Annotated in this window: 15 protein-coding genes; 5 read left to right on the top strand and 10 right to left on the bottom strand. The window is 34.9% G+C overall.

Annotated elements, in window-relative coordinates:
- Positions 1 to 2: 2 nt before the first annotated feature.
- From arsC to EKM63_RS02475, 6 genes are all read right to left on the bottom strand, one after another.
- Positions 3 to 413, bottom strand: coding sequence for an arsenate reductase (thioredoxin) (gene arsC / locus EKM63_RS02500; RefSeq protein WP_125703386.1), 411 nt, complete (start codon positions 411 to 413; stop codon positions 3 to 5).
- Between the two features lie 21 nt (positions 414 to 434).
- The gene (arsA, locus tag EKM63_RS02495; RefSeq protein ID WP_125703384.1) at positions 435 to 2,165 is read right to left on the bottom strand and encodes an arsenical pump-driving ATPase; all 1,731 of its coding nucleotides are present in this window, start codon (positions 2,163 to 2,165) and stop codon (positions 435 to 437) included.
- A gap of 27 nt (positions 2,166 to 2,192) precedes the next feature.
- Complete coding sequence (gene arsD, locus EKM63_RS02490; protein ID WP_125703382.1) at positions 2,193 to 2,531, bottom strand: arsenite efflux transporter metallochaperone ArsD; 339 nt, start codon at positions 2,529 to 2,531, stop codon at positions 2,193 to 2,195.
- The gene (locus EKM63_RS02485; protein WP_125703380.1) at positions 2,518 to 2,856 is read right to left on the bottom strand and encodes an ArsR/SmtB family transcription factor; all 339 of its coding nucleotides are present in this window, start codon (positions 2,854 to 2,856) and stop codon (positions 2,518 to 2,520) included. Before EKM63_RS02485 ends, arsD begins: the two co-directional genes overlap by 14 nt.
- A 134-nt stretch (positions 2,857 to 2,990) precedes the next feature.
- Positions 2,991 to 3,341 (bottom strand): hypothetical protein, encoded by a 351-nt coding sequence (locus EKM63_RS02480; RefSeq protein ID WP_125703378.1) that lies wholly within the window; start codon positions 3,339 to 3,341, stop codon positions 2,991 to 2,993.
- 52 nt (positions 3,342 to 3,393) lie between these two features.
- Positions 3,394 to 3,924 carry a dihydrofolate reductase family protein gene (locus EKM63_RS02475; RefSeq protein ID WP_125703376.1) on the bottom strand — a complete coding sequence of 177 codons (531 nt, stop codon included), beginning with the start codon at positions 3,922 to 3,924 and terminating at the stop codon, positions 3,394 to 3,396.
- A 180-nt stretch (positions 3,925 to 4,104) separates the two neighbouring features.
- Between EKM63_RS02475 and mscL the strand changes: the two genes are divergently transcribed.
- The 5 genes from mscL (at position 4,105) to pnuC (ending at position 9,185) form a co-directional block, all read left to right on the top strand.
- Positions 4,105 to 4,491 (top strand): large-conductance mechanosensitive channel protein MscL, encoded by a 387-nt coding sequence (mscL, locus tag EKM63_RS02470; RefSeq protein ID WP_125703374.1) that lies wholly within the window; start codon positions 4,105 to 4,107, stop codon positions 4,489 to 4,491.
- A 165-nt stretch (positions 4,492 to 4,656) separates the two neighbouring features.
- Positions 4,657 to 5,883, top strand: coding sequence for an argininosuccinate synthase (locus EKM63_RS02465; RefSeq protein ID WP_125703372.1), 1,227 nt, complete (start codon positions 4,657 to 4,659; stop codon positions 5,881 to 5,883).
- Positions 5,883 to 7,268, top strand: coding sequence for an argininosuccinate lyase (argH, locus tag EKM63_RS02460; RefSeq protein WP_125703370.1), 1,386 nt, complete (start codon positions 5,883 to 5,885; stop codon positions 7,266 to 7,268). The genes EKM63_RS02465 and argH overlap by 1 nt, the downstream gene beginning before the upstream one ends.
- Positions 7,269 to 7,400: 132 nt before the next feature.
- Positions 7,401 to 8,345: a phosphatase PAP2 family protein gene (locus tag EKM63_RS02455; RefSeq protein WP_125703368.1), complete on the top strand. Its 945-nt coding sequence runs from the start codon at positions 7,401 to 7,403 to the stop codon at positions 8,343 to 8,345.
- A gap of 126 nt (positions 8,346 to 8,471) precedes the next feature.
- Positions 8,472 to 9,185: a nicotinamide riboside transporter PnuC gene (pnuC, locus tag EKM63_RS02450; RefSeq protein WP_125703366.1), complete on the top strand. Its 714-nt coding sequence runs from the start codon at positions 8,472 to 8,474 to the stop codon at positions 9,183 to 9,185.
- Between the two features lie 38 nt (positions 9,186 to 9,223).
- Here the strand turns inward: pnuC and EKM63_RS02445 are convergent, their stop codons facing one another.
- The 4 genes from EKM63_RS02445 to EKM63_RS02430 all read right to left on the bottom strand — a co-directional run bounded on the left by EKM63_RS02445 (position 9,224) and on the right by EKM63_RS02430 (position 17,510).
- A complete protein-coding gene (locus EKM63_RS02445) occupies positions 9,224 to 10,522 on the bottom strand; it encodes a hypothetical protein (protein ID WP_164504884.1) in 1,299 nt (432 codons plus the stop codon).
- A gap of 102 nt (positions 10,523 to 10,624) precedes the next feature.
- Positions 10,625 to 11,578: a hypothetical protein gene (locus EKM63_RS02440; RefSeq protein WP_125703362.1), complete on the bottom strand. Its 954-nt coding sequence runs from the start codon at positions 11,576 to 11,578 to the stop codon at positions 10,625 to 10,627.
- A gap of 141 nt (positions 11,579 to 11,719) precedes the next feature.
- The gene (locus tag EKM63_RS02435) at positions 11,720 to 14,548 is read right to left on the bottom strand and encodes a hypothetical protein (protein WP_125703361.1); all 2,829 of its coding nucleotides are present in this window, start codon (positions 14,546 to 14,548) and stop codon (positions 11,720 to 11,722) included.
- Between the two features lie 202 nt (positions 14,549 to 14,750).
- A complete protein-coding gene (locus tag EKM63_RS02430; RefSeq protein WP_125703359.1) occupies positions 14,751 to 17,510 on the bottom strand; it encodes a hypothetical protein in 2,760 nt (919 codons plus the stop codon).
- Positions 17,511 to 17,806 lie beyond the last annotated feature (296 nt).

Below are 17,806 nucleotides of genomic sequence, written 5' to 3'. Positions count from 1 at the left end.
TTTTATTCAAAGTTCTTTAATTCAGTTATTTTTGATTCAATTTGATTTCGAACGGAACGGAATTGTTCCATGATTTCCGATTCGGTCCCGGTAGCTTGTGCTGGATCAGGTAGTGGCCAATGTAATTTCTTAACAGATGACGGTGTAATCGGGCAACGGTCTCGAGCATCTCCACATAAAGTTACAACAAGGTCACATTGTTGAAGATAGTTATCATCAATAATTTTGGATTGATTTTCCGAAATATCGATACCAATTTCAGCCATAGATTTGACGGCTCTGGGATTTAGTCCATGGACTTCGACCCCAGCACTACGTATTTCCCAATCCTTCGGTAAAATTTTCTTGGCGAGTCCTTCTGCCATTTGGCTTCGGCAAGAATTACCAGTACATAAAAAATATATTTTTTTCACTTTAGGGGCCTCATAATAAATTTAGATTTTTAGAAAATCTTTTTCAAAGTTAGGATTCCATTTCTCAACGGCAAAGTGTCCATTAGAAATAGATTTTACCTTTTCGATCCATTCTATTTCATCTTTTGCACGAACCTTCAAGAATTTATTGCTTGTTTTAGTTGCAAAGAAACTTTGATTTACGATCCACCAAGTATGTGCAATTTTGGCCCGATTCAAATCATCATTCAAGCGCATTGATTCGTAAACTGGAGTTGGCTCAGGCAATGTAACCATGACTATTTCAGTTTGTTCTGGATCCTGTAATTTTGGCAACAGTTCAATCATTGATTGAGGTATTTCACCAGAAGTACGTTTGATTTCGGCGGCATATCTTTGAGTGGAATCTAGAAGAAGTAAGGTATGTCCAGTAGGTGCTGTATCAACAACGACAACGTCATCTTCGTTGTCAGCTATTAAATTAGCAAATTCTCTGAAAACTGCGATTTCTTGAGTACAAGGTGATCTTAAATCTTCAGCAATATAATCAACATCATCTGTATCCATTGCTTTCTTCGCATCATCTAAAACTTCAGTTTGATAGTCTAGTAAAGCCGTTTTCTCATTGATGTGGTTTACATTGATATTTTTATCATCAATATTGAAATAAGATAAGTGATCGGCAGGGTCGGTCGTTATGAGGCGAACCGTTTTACCACGTTCAGCCATTTGATTGGCGATTTGAACGGCCACTGTAGTCTTTCCAACGCCACCTTTTCCCATTGTAAATACTAGTTTCTTTTTAGTATCGATCAAATTGTCAACGATTGTGTTAATACTAGGAAAGTCATCATCAGGTAAATCGACATCCTTATTTTCCGGTTGGACGTCATTCAAAACCAATCTGATGTTCTCAAGGCTGGATATATTATAAGAACGTAATGGCACTTCGAAGCAAGGTGAACTATTTAAGAAATCGCTAAACTCTGATAAGTCGGCTTGTTGATGCTCATAAATACTTTTTGAAGCTTCATCATCGAAGTCTAGGATGGTTCCATTGACAATTATTTTTTGATTTTTCATTCCAATATCTGATAATTCACCGGATGATCTGATGGTTTCTTTTAGGGATGTTCTTTGAGGACGTGTGACAAGAAGCAAGGTCGTCAAAGAGTCATCGGTCAAAGTTTGGACGGCTTTTTCATACATTTCTTTCTTATCACTTAATCCAGATAGTTGTCCTAAACAAGAAACACCACGGTCATTTTCATCTAGATAATTATTCCAAGCTGAAGGCAATTGCAACATTCTAATTGTATGTCCGGTTGGCGGGGTATCAAAAATAATATAATCAAATTCATTATCAACTTTTTCATCGGTCAAGAAATGAGCGAACTCGTTAAAAGCTGCAACTTCAACTGTACACGAACCGGATAATTGTTCTTCCATATTTTTCAATGCAGATTCTGGTAACACGTTCTTATATGGTCTGAGAACACTTTCCTTATATTCGTTGGCTGCGGTGACAGGGTCAAAGTTTGCTAGAAATAACCCTGGAGCTTTTTCCACGGCAGTAAGTTTATTAGGTAATTTCATTTCGAATACATCTTGTAGATTACTGGCAGGGTCAGTCGAAACCATGGCAACCTTATATCCGTTGTCTACAAGTTGTAAGGCGGTAGCACTGGCAATCGATGTCTTACCAACTCCACCTTTACCGGTGAAGAATAAATAATGAGTCAAATTGCCATTTAAAGGATCAAATTTTTTCATATAAAAACCTCCCAGGAAGTAACGCTGTTATTTAACTTCTTGCTTGATGTTTGTTAATGAAACTCCTGTGTATTCTTCATATTCTTTAACAGTTGGATATGAACCAGTTTTTACGATCTCGTCGTCAACAAGAGTAATTGGCAATTTATCTGATTTGTCCTTTTTGTGCATTGCTTCAATAACCTTAGGATTCTTAACGAATTCTTCTGTATCGGTATTTAGGTTGTATCTATTAAATTCAATGTCAGGATTATCCTTTAATTTGTTAGATACCAATGTAATAGTGATCAATTCTGGTTTAACTGATGGTCCACACACACCAGTTGAACAGCATAATGCATGTTCAAAGACTTCAACTTTTTTCATAAATCAAATCCTCCTTTTTATTTGCGTTCTTACAATGGCAAATGCAATTTTCATCGTTAGCCAATAGGTTAGCTATATTTAACGGAAAGCTTTCTTCAAAAGATTGGCTTAAAGTGTAATGTTGCCACTTGCCAACTTTTTCGGCATCAACGACTTTTGCATCCTGAAGTATTCTCATGTGGTGAGAAAGTGTAGGTTGCGTGAATTCAAAGTGTTCAAGTATATCACAGGCACACATAGTTCCACATGAGAGCAAATCAATGATTTTTAATCGATTTGGGTCAGAAATAGCTTTGAGTTGCTTGCTTAAGTTTGTATAGTCCATTGAATGCCTCCTTTCTCTATATCATCTAATTTAAATATAGAGGGTTGTCTATGTGAAATCAATAGACTTTGATAAAAAAATCACAAAACGCTATAAAAAAAGACAATTGGAGTAATTTCCAATTGCCTTAATGTTTACTTATTTAGTTTTGCATGGTTGTTGTACATGATTCCCCAAAGTCCAGGAATAAAGTATAGATATGCACCGCAGAAAAATCCAAAAGCAACAAGTACAGCAGGGTAAATATAAGAAAGATCTCTGTGTAAGAATTTGATCATGAAGTAAGCTGCTACTTGAAGGGCAATTGCTAGAACAAGTGCAAACAAGAAAAAGATGAATAACATTGCATTTGTTGGGTGAATTGGTGTTGGCTTACCATTGTTACTTAAGAACAATACGATGAATAATCCTCCGAAAACTAGGATTACATTATTGATCCACCAAACGATCCATCCAGATTTTTGAGCGTTAGTACTTTTTGACATATTTTATCCTCCCCAAGATATGATTAATAAATTGTACCATATACAATTTTATCTATAGTTGAAAAACAAGATCGGTAAATTGTCCATATTGTTCGGCACTTTGCAGTTTGAATTGGGAAGGAGCGTCTACTGATTCAAATAATCGTTGGCCATCACCAAGAATTACTGGGGCGATTTGAATCTCTAAAGTATCTATCAACTTTGTGGAGATAAGTTCGGTAACCAATTTTCCACCACCGACGATCCAAATATCTTTGCCTTCTGATACTTTTAGTTTTCTGACAAGATCGGTAACTGGTCCACTGGTTTGGATAACGTTATTTTGTTGATATTCAACTGGTAGTGCGTGATGAGAAAGGATGTAGTTATCCATGTCGTCATAAGGAACTTTGCCAACTTCTTTGATCAAGTCATTATAAGTTTGTCTACCCATAATCGTTGTTCCAACATTTTTTATGAACGGGTCGTAGCATTTCTCGGTTACCAGTTTACTATCATATTTGAATAACCAATCTAGTGAGTAATCTTTATCAGCTAGAAATCCATCCATACTGATTGCTCCAAAAAATATAACTTTTCTCATGATTTCACTACCTTATCAATTATTTACAAATCATTATTTTATCATTTTATAGGTTATAAATTAGGCTTATTTGGTTGCAAATTTAACAAATAAAATAGCATAATTATAATGTAAGCGTAATGCAGATTCAATTTGGTCTGTATAAGCTTATTTAAACAAAAATATGAATGGGGCATTGATATGTTAAAAGAATTTAAGGATTTTATCAGTCGTGGGAGTGTAATGGATCTGGCCGTTGGTGTAATTATGGGTGCTGCTTTTACTGCTATTGTTACTTCCTTGGTTAAAAATTTGATCAATCCACTGATTGGACTAGTTCTTGGAAAGATAGACTTGTCTTCATTAGCTTTTTCAGTCGGGGATGCAACTTTCAAATATGGAAACTTTATAGAATCAATAATTAACTTCTTGATTATTGCGTTTGTTGTCTTCTTGTTAGTGAAAGTAATGAATAAAATTATTAAGCAGAAGCAAACTGAAAAAGAGACTGAAGAAGAAGTAAATAAGGATGATGAAATGATCAAGTATTTGAAAAAAATTTCGGAATCAGTTGAAAAAGATAAGTGATTTTTCAGAAAGCAACATTTAAATTAGAAAGTTTCAAATTTAAATAAATATTGATTTATTCTAGATAAATCAATATTTTTGGCTAATCACATTGAAAATTATGAAATTAAATGTTACTATTTTTACACAAAATTAATTTTTTTCTAATCAGTGGAGGGAATATTTATGACAGATACAAAAAAAGTAGTACTAGCTTATTCAGGAGGTTTGGATACTTCTGTAGCTATTCCGTGGCTTAAAAATAAAGGATACGATGTTATTGCATGTTGTATTGACGTCGGCGAAGGAAAAGATCACGATTTTATTGAAAAGAAAGCATTAAAAGTTGGTGCAATCGATGCTGTTACAATCGATGCAAAAGACGAATATGCTGACAATTATGCATTAGTTTCATTGCAAGGTAACACTCTTTACGAGGGTAGCTATCCTTTACTCTCCGCTCTATCTCGACCACTGATAGTTAAAAAATTAGTAGAAGTAGCACAACAAAAGGGCGCACAAGCCATTGCTCATGGATGTACTGGTAAAGGAAACGATCAGGTTCGTTTCGAAGTTGGTATCCATGCTTTAGCACCTGACTTGGAAGTACTAAGCCCAGTAAGAGATTGGCATTGGTCACGTGAAGAAGAAATTGACTATGCTAAGAAGCATGACATTCCAGTTCCTATCGATTTGGACTCACCATACTCAATCGATGCAAATATTTGGGGACGTGCTAACGAATGTGGTGTTCTAGAAGACCCTTGGGTCGAAGCACCAGAAGATGCCTTCGGACTTACAAACCCAATCGAAAAGACTCCAGACCAACCAACAACTTTGACAATTAAATTTGATAAAGGAGTTCCTGTATCAATTAATGATGAAGAAATGAAATTCTCAGAAATCATTGAAAAATTGAACAAAATTGCCGGTGAAAACGGTGTTGGTAGAATCGACCATATCGAAAACAGACTAGTTGGTATCAAGTCACGTGAAATTTACGAATGCCCAGCAGCTATGGTATTGATCAAAGCTCACAAGGAACTCGAAGATTTGACAACAGAACGTGATCTAGGACATTTCAAACCAGTTATTGAAAAAGAATTAACAGAAATTATTTACAACGGTCTTTGGTTCTCACCATTGATGGAATCACTATTAGCATTCTTGAAGGAAAGTCAAAAAGATGTTACTGGTGTTATCAGATTGAACCTATTCAAAGGTAATATTTGGATCCTTGGACGTAAAGCTGAAAAATCATTGTATGATTTGGATCTTGCTACATATACATCAGCTGATTCATTTGATCAAGAAGCTGCTAAAGGATTTATCAAACTTTGGGGACTTCCAACTCAAGTTAAGGCTCAAGTCGATCAAAAGAACTCAAAGAAACCAGTTAACGAGGGCAAATAATGAGTACCAAAAAATTATGGGGTGGAAGATTCCAAGCTCAAGCTGAAACTTGGGTGGATGAATTTGGAGCTTCAATAAGTTTTGATCAATTGATGGTAGACGAGGATATTGAAGGTTCACTTGCACATGTAAAAATGCTCAAGAAAACTAAGATTCTTCCTGCTGAAGATTGTGACAAGATTGCTGCTGGACTTGAAGAACTTCAACAAGAACTTCATGAAGGTAAATTGCATTTTACAGTTGAAAATGAAGATATTCATATGAATATTGAAAGCATTTTAACTGATAAGATTGGACCAGTTGCTGGTAAATTGCATACAGGTCGTTCAAGAAATGATCAAGTTGCAACGGACTTTCACTTATACGTGAAGAATCGATTGCCACAAATCATTAATGAAATTGAAACTATCCAAAAAACTTTGGTTAAACTTGCAGATGAGAATGTTGAGACTATTATGCCTGGATATACTCATCTACAACATGCACAACCAATTTCTTATGGACACTATTTGATGGCATATTATTCAATGTTTAAACGTGATGTTGAACGTTTCAAGTTTAATATGAAGCATACAGATATTTCTCCATTAGGTGCAGCAGCATTAGCTGGAACTACTTTTCCTATCGACCGTGAATTTACGGCAAAGGAATTAGATTTTAGTGAAGTGTATTCAAATTCTTTGGATGCTGTATCAGATCGTGATTTTGCCTTGGAATTTTTGAGTAATGCCTCAATTTTGATGATGCATTTGTCACGTTTCTGTGAAGAAATCAGTATGTGGGTCAGCTACGAGTTTAATTATTTGGAACTTAGTGATAAATATACAACTGGTAGTTCGATCATGCCTCAAAAGAAAAATCCCGATATGGCTGAGCTTGTTCGTGGTAAAAGTGGACGTGTGTATGGTCATTTATTAGGGTTACTTTCGACAATGAAATCATTGCCATTAGCATATAATAAGGATTTACAGGAAGATAAAGAAGGCACTTTTGATACTGTAAAAACTTTGTTACCTGCACTTAAAGTATTCAATGGCATGGTTTCCACATTGAAGGTCAAAAAAGATAATATGCGTCATGCAACTGAAAATGATTTTTCTAATGCTACTGAATTAGCCGATTACTTGGCAACTAAAGGCATTCCATTCAGAGAAGCTCACGGTATCGTAGGACAATTGGTACTTCAAGGTTTGCAAACCCATAAAAACCTACAGGATATTTCAATGGATGAATTTAAAGAGATTTCTCCAAAAATTGAAGAGGATGTTTATGAAGTTCTTAAACCAGAAGTTGCAGTTGAACGAAGAAACTCATTAGGCGGTACTGGCTTTACTTCTGTAAGAAATCAAATTAAAGCTGCAAAAGCACAATTGAATATGGATTAACTACATTCGGGTCGAAAGGCTCGAATGTTTTTTGTTTTTTAAGGCTTTTTTAAAATCACTATCATTTCATAAATGACCGGCGACATAGATATATTATGTAAGCGTATTAAAAATATTATAGGGGTGATATTTATGGGTGCTAAGATTAACAAATTTATGGCATCGCCAAGTAAAGTATTTTATTCGGCAGCTGCCATAATTATCGTCATCATGTTGATCGGTAGTGGATTCGATTGGCAGATCTCGCAATCTGTCATGAATCAGAGTTCTTGGTTCGGAACAGTCTTTCAAGATTATGGATTATGGCCAATACCATTTATCATAATGCTGAGTTGTATGGTCATCATCAATTACGCGTATCGGGCTACAGACAAGCCATGGTTCGTTAGATGCAGTATGATGCTTGGTGGCTTGCTACTTGCAGGATGGCAATTGTGGTTCAATTATTTGAAAACTACTGTTTACTACACATTGACCTTGCAAGATAATATCAAGAAAAATTTGCCAGTTGGTCAGGCAAATAGTGACGGTGGAAATCTTCATCTTTCTTGGTTCGGAAACTTTATGACTTGGATAATTGTATATGCATTATTTATTGTTATTACACAAATTTGGTTGTCACATAAAAATGATGATCAATTGAAGTACTTAGTTAAAGTCGCTATTGTGGCAACATTAGCAGCAATCGTAGCTAATGATGCAGTTAGCGCAATGAAGAATTATTGGGGAAGATGGAGACCTTACGAATTAGCTGGAAATCATGCCAACTTTACAAATTGGTTCCAACCAAATGGTGCCAATGGACATATGAGTTTCCCATCAGGTCATACAACAGCGGCAGCAGGATTGATGTTGTTACCAATGTTCGTTGATCGTTCGAACTTTAAATTACAAAGAATCGTATTCTGGGTCAGTTTGGCATATTGTATTTTGATGTGGGCTTCAAGAATCAGAGTTGGCGCACATTTCATGACTGACGCTACATCTGGACTTTGGATCGTTTGGTTAACATTCTTTATCGTATTGAGTATTACTAATATGCACCTGGTTGAGTGGAAAAAAGGTCTAGACAGTTAACCACTATATCTTGTGTTTTTGAAATTATTTATCACTATATATACGTAAAAATAATGGAATAGATATTTATGTAGTGATATACTTTTAAACATTGATTCAAAAAAATGTTTAGAGGGTGTATTTTTTATGATGGTAATCAACGACTTTAAGGGTTGGAGTAAATCCAGTTATTGGCTACTTGCAATCGGAATTTTGATGCAAGCAATCATTTTGTTTAGTGCAGGTGATTATTCTCCAATGACGTTATTGACAACTCTTGGAGCAGTTTTAGGAGTTACATGTGTCTTGATGATCAGTAATCGTAAGGCAAGTAACGGAATTTTTGGAATTATTTCAGCAGTAATTATTATTTATAATGCGTTTGTTAACAAAGTTTACGCAGATGCATTATTACAATTTGCTTATATTTTTGTATTGGATATTCCTGTTTTAGTAGCATGGACAAAACATGAAGATGACACAGGTAGTGCTGAAGTATCCAAACCATTGGAAGGTTTCAAGCAATGGGCATATGCAATTATCGGAATGTTAGTAATTTGGGCAGTATCATACTTAATTTTAAAGCAATTTGGAGATACACAACCAGTTGTTGATGCATTAGGATTTTCAATCGGAATGATAGCTTCAATTCTTTGTGTTAGAAGAATCAAAACACAATTTATTTTCTGGTTTGTTCAAGGAATCGTATCAATGGTTCTTTGGATCCGTGCATCAATGATTGCCGGAAACGGTTTGTTGAGCCCACTAGGATTCATGTATGTAATCTACATGTTGAATGATTTAGTAGGTTGGGTAACATGGACACGTGCTGAACGTAAAGAAAAAGTAGTTACAGAATAAAGAAAACGGTACTTCTCGATTTGAGAAATACCGTTTTTTTATATTGTGTCTTCTAATGACCACGAAAACTTACTTGTATAGTGTCCAGATTCTGATGGATTAAAATTATCTATTTGCAACGACAAATATTTTTTGAGTTCTTCGGTGTAATCCGTTTCCTTAAAATGTTCAACATTTGTTGGCGGTGAAAAGGTGTCTAATACAAATTGAGAACTAGTTGGAATAATTTTATCTTTCCATACTAATTTACTGTTGAGTTTTTTATCACCGGCAATAAAATCTTCTCGATCCAATTTGAGATATACATGTTTTGAATTTGGTAATCGCCGATCGTTGATTATAAGGTTTCCAATAATGTCTGGTTTGATATTCAAGTTAATGTGAGGCATTACATTTATTTTTCCAAAATTAAATTTTTCTGGAATTTCTAAGCTTAAATTGGTTCCAGAAAAAATAAACGTAAATGAGGTTTTACCCGGTAAATGATTTTTATTATCATGTATCTCGAAATCAATTTCATGAGGTAGGCCATCACTGAATTTAAAAATATTTAGATTATCAATATGCCAAGTGTTTTTATTGATCAGACTATCATCTAAATAATATAACTGGTTTTTTTTATCACCTTTAAATGAGTAGGAAATTTTTACTTTCGCATCTGGATCCGCAAACCATGTGCCTTTTAGATTTATGAAAGATTTTTTTGATTCAAAAGGGTTATAGAGGTCACTATCAAAAAGTGGAGACGTTATAAAAATTAATGGAGGACCATCAAAGCGTTCCTTAACGTCAACAATATCCTCTACTGGTTGTGACACTGCCTTTCCAGTTCTATCTTGGGTATCCTTGGCCCAAAATCTGATTGTATGCAGTCCAGGAGAGAGTCGTTGAAGGTTAATAATTTTTTCCCATGGATGTGGTTTCGAGGATTTCATATCATTTTTGTCTTGAGATGAATTAGTTCTGAATGGAATTGCTTCGTCGAAGTTTTCATTATCGAGAGAGTAATAAATGAGTATATTGTTGCCATGTTTATAATGCCAATTACCAGATGTTTGATAATATTCGTCATTTTTTCCAATTTCCGTAGGTCTACCCTTTGTTCCATGTTGATCAAGATACAAAAATGGCGAATGTGATGATGTTGGATTTTCCATGTAAGTTAAAAATGAAAAACTAGTATTCTGTCCCTTTTCCAAATTTACCAGTCCTGTCTGTATCGACATTCCGTTATCAAAGGTTGGAGTATAGGAACTACCCACAATTAACATACCTTCTTTTGGAACGTCTCCCCCAAGGTTTTTGGCATCGCCATATTCACTTGAATTTTTAAACATATTGTAAAATTCAACTGGATAACCCATTTCAGTTGGAGGTAACCAAGGATAATCTTGCCCACCTCTATATGTTAAAGAATCACTGATAGTTGAGTGGAATGACTATCTCTTTGGTGAGTCAATGTATTTGTTGAAGAAGTAGGAGAGGCGTTGAGTATTATTTGGATCAGTAATATAACCGCCACGATGAACTAATTTTTGATTTGAAGTATATCTGTCTTTAAAATATATACGTTTTCCTTCGAATCTAGGACGAAGGTAATTACCTGTTATTACTGGTGCACTGTTTGAGTGATTTGATGTAAGAATTTCGTTATCTTTGTTTAATTTTATACTTTTGAAAAATAATCCATCAAAATTTTCTAACGTTTTATTACCAACATTTTTAAAACTTATAGTTGTTACCACATTATTTGAATTATTGAACTGTAGTAAAATTGAAATCTCAATTTCGTCATTTGTTTTTGTTTTTTGTCTGAAGGTTAATTTTTGATCTTGCAAGCCAGTATCAGAATTTCTACGATATTCTAATTTAATGCTTTTGAGTTTATATCCGGACTCTTCTTGACTTAGTGGTCCGGAAATTGCAGGGCGGTCTTTATTTCTATATCGCATATCAAAATCACGCATGTTTGATGTAACAAATGATCTATGTGAACCCTGATTTTGATTGGTTTTACATTGGTAATCACCGTTTGCATATGTGTATACATGATTACCAGTAGCAAAATAGCCATCAGTAATTTTATTTCCAACTCCAATAGATAAAAGTGCGGAGTTAGGTGTAAAAATATTAAATCCATTTTTTAAGTATGACTCAATTGATGTTGGAGTAACGGTTGATGCATATTTTAAATCACCAAAATACATCAATGGAACATATGATTCTCCATTACTAACTTCAATCTTTCGACCTTCACTGACTATCATATTTTTGGTTTCTATCCAGTCATTGTTGTCATCAGCGAGTACGGTTTCGGTGTTAAAACAAAGTAACGTAAACAAACTAAGTAAGAATGTCACTACCAGCTTAAAAAGTGAACCTTCAAGTCTCATCAATATCCCCCAAGGAAAGAAAGTTAATATAGTAATCATAAGGTATTGGTAATCATAATCATAACAGAAAACGTTTTTACCTAAATTTAGTTGGTCAATATAAAAAGGATTGCATTGTGGGCATGCAATCCTTTATTTAATTTAAAGTGAATCGGTAGCAGTCCAAGTCCACGTGCTGACGTAATTACCATTTCCTTGATTTTTATTTGCTTTAAGAAATAACGCAAAACTTTTTTCAAACTCACGAGTTAAATCGGTGGTTTTTAACCAGACACTTTCATCAGGAAGAATTTCTCCACTGATTTGAGTTTCTTTATTAATTTGGAGATAGGTATCGTGCCAATAAAATGAACTTTCTAAACTTTCAGGTTGGGTAACAGCTTTTTCATCATCGTCAGTATCCGGTTCTTCTTTTAAGAACTTGTTAACGTTCAAGAATACTTTCAATGGGGAAGATTCTTGAGAACGGTAATCAAGAACTTTTAATTTTCCAGCCAACTGTGGTTGAGAACGAATCGATTTTGTTGGTGCTAAGTTGTGAAGCCCAAAGTCAATCGTGTTTGGAGTTATAAATTGATATGATCCTTCTTGATGTTGGAAATACAGTGTGTCACTGTTTGATTTTCCACTTTCACAGGTAATTGTGAACGTTAATTCGTGCATATCAAGATCGTTAAATTCATCGATCTGGAAGTTTTTCAAGTACCAAGGCATGATTCGACCTGGTGTAGGATTCTTATATTTCTCATATAGTACTTTTTCTTCACCATCACCAATTCTGTAAGTTATATTTACAAAATCACAATGACTGTCCGACCATCCACCTTTTAAATCAAATTCTTGATGGATAGGATTATAGGGGTCATCCTCGCTTGTGTTTGCGGCAGGGGATGCTATTTGAATCTGTGGAATATCTGAAGCACTTTTTGGAACTAAAATAACTACTTTTTTCACTTCAGAAATTTTTCCATCAACATTTCGTGCCCACACTCTGATTGTATGTTTACCTGGAGAAACCCCATCGAGTGGCATATCGTATTCCCATCCGTGAGAAACTCCATCTGTTTTTTCTTCTTCTGTTTGTGTGCCAGAAAGAAGTCTGGTAGCTTCTTTTGTATTTGCATCATCTAATGTACCCAAGATTTCCACCTTGGTTTTCGTATAATCGTACCAGGAGCCACTTAACATGTAAGATTTGTCATCTGGTTGGATAACATCTGGATTCTCTTCTGAGCCTACTTGATGGAGTTCTATCCCAGGAATTACATGTGGGGGCATTTCCAATAGTGTACGGTAATTCATGTAGACACTTTGGTTTCTCTTGAGTTTTTGATTCTTGGTATGCATTGCAAGTCCAGCGTCCCATCTACCATTGACCCATTGTTTTCCGGCTCCAGGTTCGATGCCTTTATCCCCGGTATCTTCCAGATCACTAAAACTTTGATAATAACCTTTAAGTGCATCAGTACCTTTTGACCAGGGAAATCCAGTAGGCGGGGTATTTAAATTGATGAAGTTATTTTTATATGTTTTCCAAGTGGTTCTTCCAGCCCAAGCGTAGGGCTCGTTTTCACCCTCGTTTAAAAACATTTCAAACCTTGCACTGAACGATTTATTTGCTAGGTAAATTCCTTCTTTATTTCCTAATGAACGAATTTTTGCATTACCCTTAGCACTGGTTACTTTCATATTTTTATACAATTGAATGTCCTTGAATGCAAAGCCAGTAAATGAATCTAATTCATCATTTCCAACGTTTTTGTATTCGATATTTGTATTAACGGTGTTATCAGATTGGAACGATTGAGTGATTCTTATTCTTACACGTTTGTCATCATAAGCTTGGTCGAAAACCAATCGTTGCTCTTGTAAGTTAGTTCTTGGGTCGATACGAAAATACAGTTTTACACTACTTTTATCCATCCCAATATTCTGAAGTCCACCTTGGTTGGAAATTGAGTCTACATCAGGGCCAGCTATATGAGGCTTTAATGGATCTGCGGATGGTAGCTTTTGGTTAAGCAAGTCCGTTGTAACAAAGGTACCTTGAGATCCTCTAGCTTTACCTTTTGTTTGGCCATCCCCATGTGAGGTGGTGTATAACTGATTTTTAGAACTTTCCAAATCGCTAGTGTTTGATCCTTTCGAGGGTACAACGCTAAGGGCACTGTTTGGTGCAGTAACGTTATTCTTATGACCCTGACCAATTGGATATGCTCCTATACCAAGGAGACCTGGGAACCAAGGTCGTCCACCGACCGAATCCCTAACCTTTCTATGCTTGTAGGCATAATGGAAATCTCCAAAATATAAAAATGGAGTCGCTTTAGACCCATCGTCTAAAGTTACTGTTTTTCCGGGGCTCAACATCATGTTATTACTACGATTCCAACCGGAATTGGGATCATTTTCCTCGTCAGAAATTCTGGTTTCATTATTACTTTCGACATCTGTAGGTTTTTCTTCGGTAATTTCATTTTGGATATCTTCATTACTATTATCCGGATTTGGTTCTTCAATTTTATTGAATTTTTGAGTTGTTAAAATATCGTTGTTAATATTTTCTATAGAAAGATCCAGCTCATTCTGATTTTTTGTTTGAATGGTAAAACTACCTTCACCAGTAGTTTCCATGTGGTCCTCTAAACTCAATTTTATCTTTTTATTTTTATCATCAAAGTCTACTTTATCTTTTCCAATTTCAGTTTCTAATTTTGCAAGATCAATATTTTGGATTTGCGGTGAACTGATGATCAAAGTAGGTTTATCAGTTGAAACTAGATATTTAACCTTGATTTTTAAAATATTCTCATCATTACTAATTTCACTAAAATCAGCTTTTTCGTAAGCAGGGGTGTCGTCTGCAATCGATACAATTCTTGATGAACTGATAGCATGTGCTATGCACACTCCTAGTGTCCCAATTATTAAGAAGGATAGGAACCCGACAAAAATATTATTTAACTTCACTTAAACACTCCTTTGTATTTTTATTCACTAAATGACATCGCAAAATCATATCATGATTAAGAAGACGACGCCATTCATTTGCTTGTCCAAAATCTGGTCATATTTGAACGGTTTCTTACTTATGATTTTATAAATTTTATGCAGTATTTAATATACATGTATTAAAAAGGGGGCATCATCATTTGATGAGTCCCCTTAATTTTTATATTGAATCGGTTGCAGACCAAGTCCACAAACTCTTATATTTACCGTCGGAATTATCTTTGTGGTGCACTTTCATAGCAAATTTCTTTTCGAATTCTTCCGAAAGATCGGTAGTTTTTAACCAGACATCGGAATCTCCATGAATTCCATCACCAATTTGGAAACTCTTTCCACTGGTCATCAATGTGTTGTCCCAGTAGTAACAAGCCTTTAGTTTCGTTGGAGACTGATTTTTTCCAGATTTAATAAAATCATTAACCGTTACAACTATCTTTAACGGAATTTTTGATTCTCCGCGATAATCGTGAATCTTGAGATCACCTCTTAAGGAAGGTTGTGTAGTCTTGTCCTTATGAGGTGAAAGTTTATTTAACCCGAAATCAATTTTTTCAGGATGAATAAGTTGAAATGCTCCTTTTTCGCGTTTGAAATAAAAGGTAGTTTCTGAAGATTGATCAGTATCATCAGTAATGATGAAGCTGATTTTATGTGGATTTGTATCATTGAATTTTCTTAAATCGAAATCATCCATTTCCCATTGATGAACTTTATCGGTTTCTGGATCATTCTTAAGTTTTGAGAATAGTACTTTTGTTTCTTCGTCATCAATCTTATATTTGATACCGACTGACTTACTATCAGCATCAGACCAGGTATCTTTGAAGTCAAATGCACCGACGATAGGATTCATTGGTTTATCTTCTGAAGTATTTGAATTTGGGGAGGTAAGTGTAATTTGAGGTTTAGAAGTAGATTTTTCAGAAATTTGAATTACAGTTGATTCGACTTCTGATACACGATCATTTCGGTTAATTCCCCAAACTCTGATAACGTGCTGACCGGGACTTAGTGATTTTACCGGAACTTGATGTCCCCATCTATGTGATGTACCACGTTTCATTTCGTCATTGGTTTGCTGATATTCTTGAATGAATTTTGGATTTTTCTTATCTTCTGAATCTATCGAATAATAAAGTTTTATAATTCGATCATTGTAGTCATACCATTTTCCTGTCAATTTGTATGTATTTGCATTTGTTTGAACGACCTGCGGATTGGTTTGTGTACCTCTTTCGTATAGATGAACTGTTGGATCCTCTTTATCTGCTAAGAAGAAGTTGGTTGTATAACTCATATTCACAGACTGGCCAACTTTTAATAATCTATTCTTAGTATGCATGGCAACACCATGATGTTTCATTTCTTCTTTAGTAAATTCGACTCCGGCATTTGGATTCCTTGTTTTGTATCCGAGATCATTCAAATCTTTGAAGACATTATAATTATGGAGTAGAGGAAAAACCTCGTACTTTCTAGAATTATCTTCAGCTACTGCTTGTGAAGGTCGAGCCCATGGAAACTCTTTCTCTGAATCTGTAGAAGATACAGCCATTCTTTGTGAGCCGCCACCCCATGCAAAAGGAGCATCTTTGCCCTTATTTAGATACATCTCATATCTTCCTTCAAAATCTTCGCTGGTAGCGTATGCTCCCTGATTATTTCCTAAAGAACGTAGTTTAAATACATCTCCCTTATCAACCATTTGAAAGTTTCTCATTAAGTGTAAAGATTTGAATGAGAATCCAGTAAATCTTGATACGTCAAGCTTACCAACATTTCGATATTTAATTTTCGTGATGACCATATTATTTTCATCAAAAGATTGTGTTATGGAAATACGAATTTTATATTGTCCAAATTCCTGTTGAAAAGCTATGCGTTGGTCCTTTAAACCGGTTTTAGGATTATCCCTCGTATAGATTCGAGCTGTTTTTTCATTCATTCCAAGATTAGGGAAGTCGTGATTTTTTTCATAATCTGGACCAACTAACTTAGGCCTAAGTGGATCATCAGAAGGAGACATTTCGTTATAAAGGTCAGTAGTTACGAAGGTTCTTTGCGAACCTCTCTCAGGGTTTAGTGCACTTGATGTGTCTCCATCACCATAAGATGTTGTCCAAATAGTATTGTGACTTGATTTCCACCAATCGGTTCCTCGTGGAGACTTAATTACTGCATAATTGGCAGCGGTTATATTATTTTTTCGTCCTTCTATTAGAAACGAACCAACGGATTCATGAATAGAAATTCCTTTTTTTGCATATTTAAAATCACCAAAATAAATAACAGGTGTTATTTTGTTTCCATTATTATCAACGGATTGTTTTCCAGCTGTTACCATAAGTTCATTCTTTGAGTCATTTTTCCATCCAGAATCTGGGTTTCGTTCGTCATCAGGATCATACTCGGTTGCATTTTCTGATTCGTCTTCGTCATCGGTATCTATATTTTCGCCAGGTTCCACCTCTTTGTGGAAAGTTTCCTGAGCCAAAGTAACTTGTGAGGCGTTCATCACCATAATAGTTGTATCATTAAAATTCAAAGTTCTAAGATTGAGTTCACCAGTACCATCAACGTCAGTGAAATATTTTAAATTAAGTGTGATCATACCTTTATCTTTATTTAATTTAACATTATTTCCACCAAATTTTGTATTTAAATCTTCGAAATCGATGTTCTCAATATTTGGTGTCTTGATAATCATGACGGGGCTTTTCTTATTTAATTGATAGTTGATTTTAATTTTGAAAAACTTCTCATCTTGATCGACCAGTGATAATTTTGCTGAGTCCGAGATTCGCAAATCTGATTTTTCTTCGGCATCATGAGATGCATGTACTGTCGATCCAAAAGTTATCCCAAAAATTCCGAATAGCATTATAGCCAAACTTATTACTGCCACATTTTTAAATTTCATAATTTACTCCCAAAATTACGTTCTCTTTCACAAACAAAAATCTTATCATCTTGGTATAAGAGTTAAATTTTAAAAAGCATAAGAAATTATTATGTAGAATGAACCGGAAAATAGAGAATATTTTATCGAAATTTGTCTTAAAAGGTATATTTTTACTATCAAAATGCCTTTATTTCGGTATTTTCACAATATTATCTGTTGTATCAGCATATTTTTGAAAGATTGTATTCACAATTGAAATTTTTTGTTAATGCTGTAACAATTTTAAAAAGGCGGTTCAGGAAAAGTTGTTTTTG

Source organism: Companilactobacillus mishanensis, from assembly GCF_003946505.1.
GTDB classification, from domain to species: domain Bacteria; phylum Bacillota; class Bacilli; order Lactobacillales; family Lactobacillaceae; genus Companilactobacillus; species Companilactobacillus mishanensis.
The sequence above is the reverse complement of the archived record's forward strand: the minus strand, read 5'-3'. Positions and strand labels throughout refer to the sequence as shown.

What these genes read in the sequence shown, in the direction of transcription:
- pnuC (WP_125703366.1), top strand. Translation starts at nt 8,472, where the DNA reads ATGATGGTAATCAACGACTTTAAGGGTTGGAGTAAATCCAGTTATTGG.
- EKM63_RS02465 (WP_125703372.1), top strand. Translation starts at nt 4,657, where the DNA reads ATGACAGATACAAAAAAAGTAGTACTAGCTTATTCAGGAGGTTTGGAT.
- argH (WP_125703370.1), top strand. Translation starts at nt 5,883, where the DNA reads ATGAGTACCAAAAAATTATGGGGTGGAAGATTCCAAGCTCAAGCTGAA.
- EKM63_RS02440 (WP_125703362.1), bottom strand. Translation starts at nt 11,578, where the DNA reads ATGAGACTTGAAGGTTCACTTTTTAAGCTGGTAGTGACATTCTTACTT.
- EKM63_RS02430 (WP_125703359.1), bottom strand. Translation starts at nt 17,510, where the DNA reads ATGAAATTTAAAAATGTGGCAGTAATAAGTTTGGCTATAATGCTATTC.
- EKM63_RS02485 (WP_125703380.1), bottom strand. Translation starts at nt 2,856, where the DNA reads ATGGACTATACAAACTTAAGCAAGCAACTCAAAGCTATTTCTGACCCA.
- EKM63_RS02445 (WP_164504884.1), bottom strand. Translation starts at nt 10,522, where the DNA reads ATGTTTAAAAATTCAAGTGAATATGGCGATGCCAAAAACCTTGGGGGA.
- arsD (WP_125703382.1), bottom strand. Translation starts at nt 2,531, where the DNA reads ATGAAAAAAGTTGAAGTCTTTGAACATGCATTATGCTGTTCAACTGGT.
- EKM63_RS02455 (WP_125703368.1), top strand. Translation starts at nt 7,401, where the DNA reads ATGGGTGCTAAGATTAACAAATTTATGGCATCGCCAAGTAAAGTATTT.
- EKM63_RS02480 (WP_125703378.1), bottom strand. Translation starts at nt 3,341, where the DNA reads ATGTCAAAAAGTACTAACGCTCAAAAATCTGGATGGATCGTTTGGTGG.
- EKM63_RS02475 (WP_125703376.1), bottom strand. Translation starts at nt 3,924, where the DNA reads ATGAGAAAAGTTATATTTTTTGGAGCAATCAGTATGGATGGATTTCTA.
- mscL (WP_125703374.1), top strand. Translation starts at nt 4,105, where the DNA reads ATGTTAAAAGAATTTAAGGATTTTATCAGTCGTGGGAGTGTAATGGAT.
- arsA (WP_125703384.1), bottom strand. Translation starts at nt 2,165, where the DNA reads ATGAAAAAATTTGATCCTTTAAATGGCAATTTGACTCATTATTTATTC.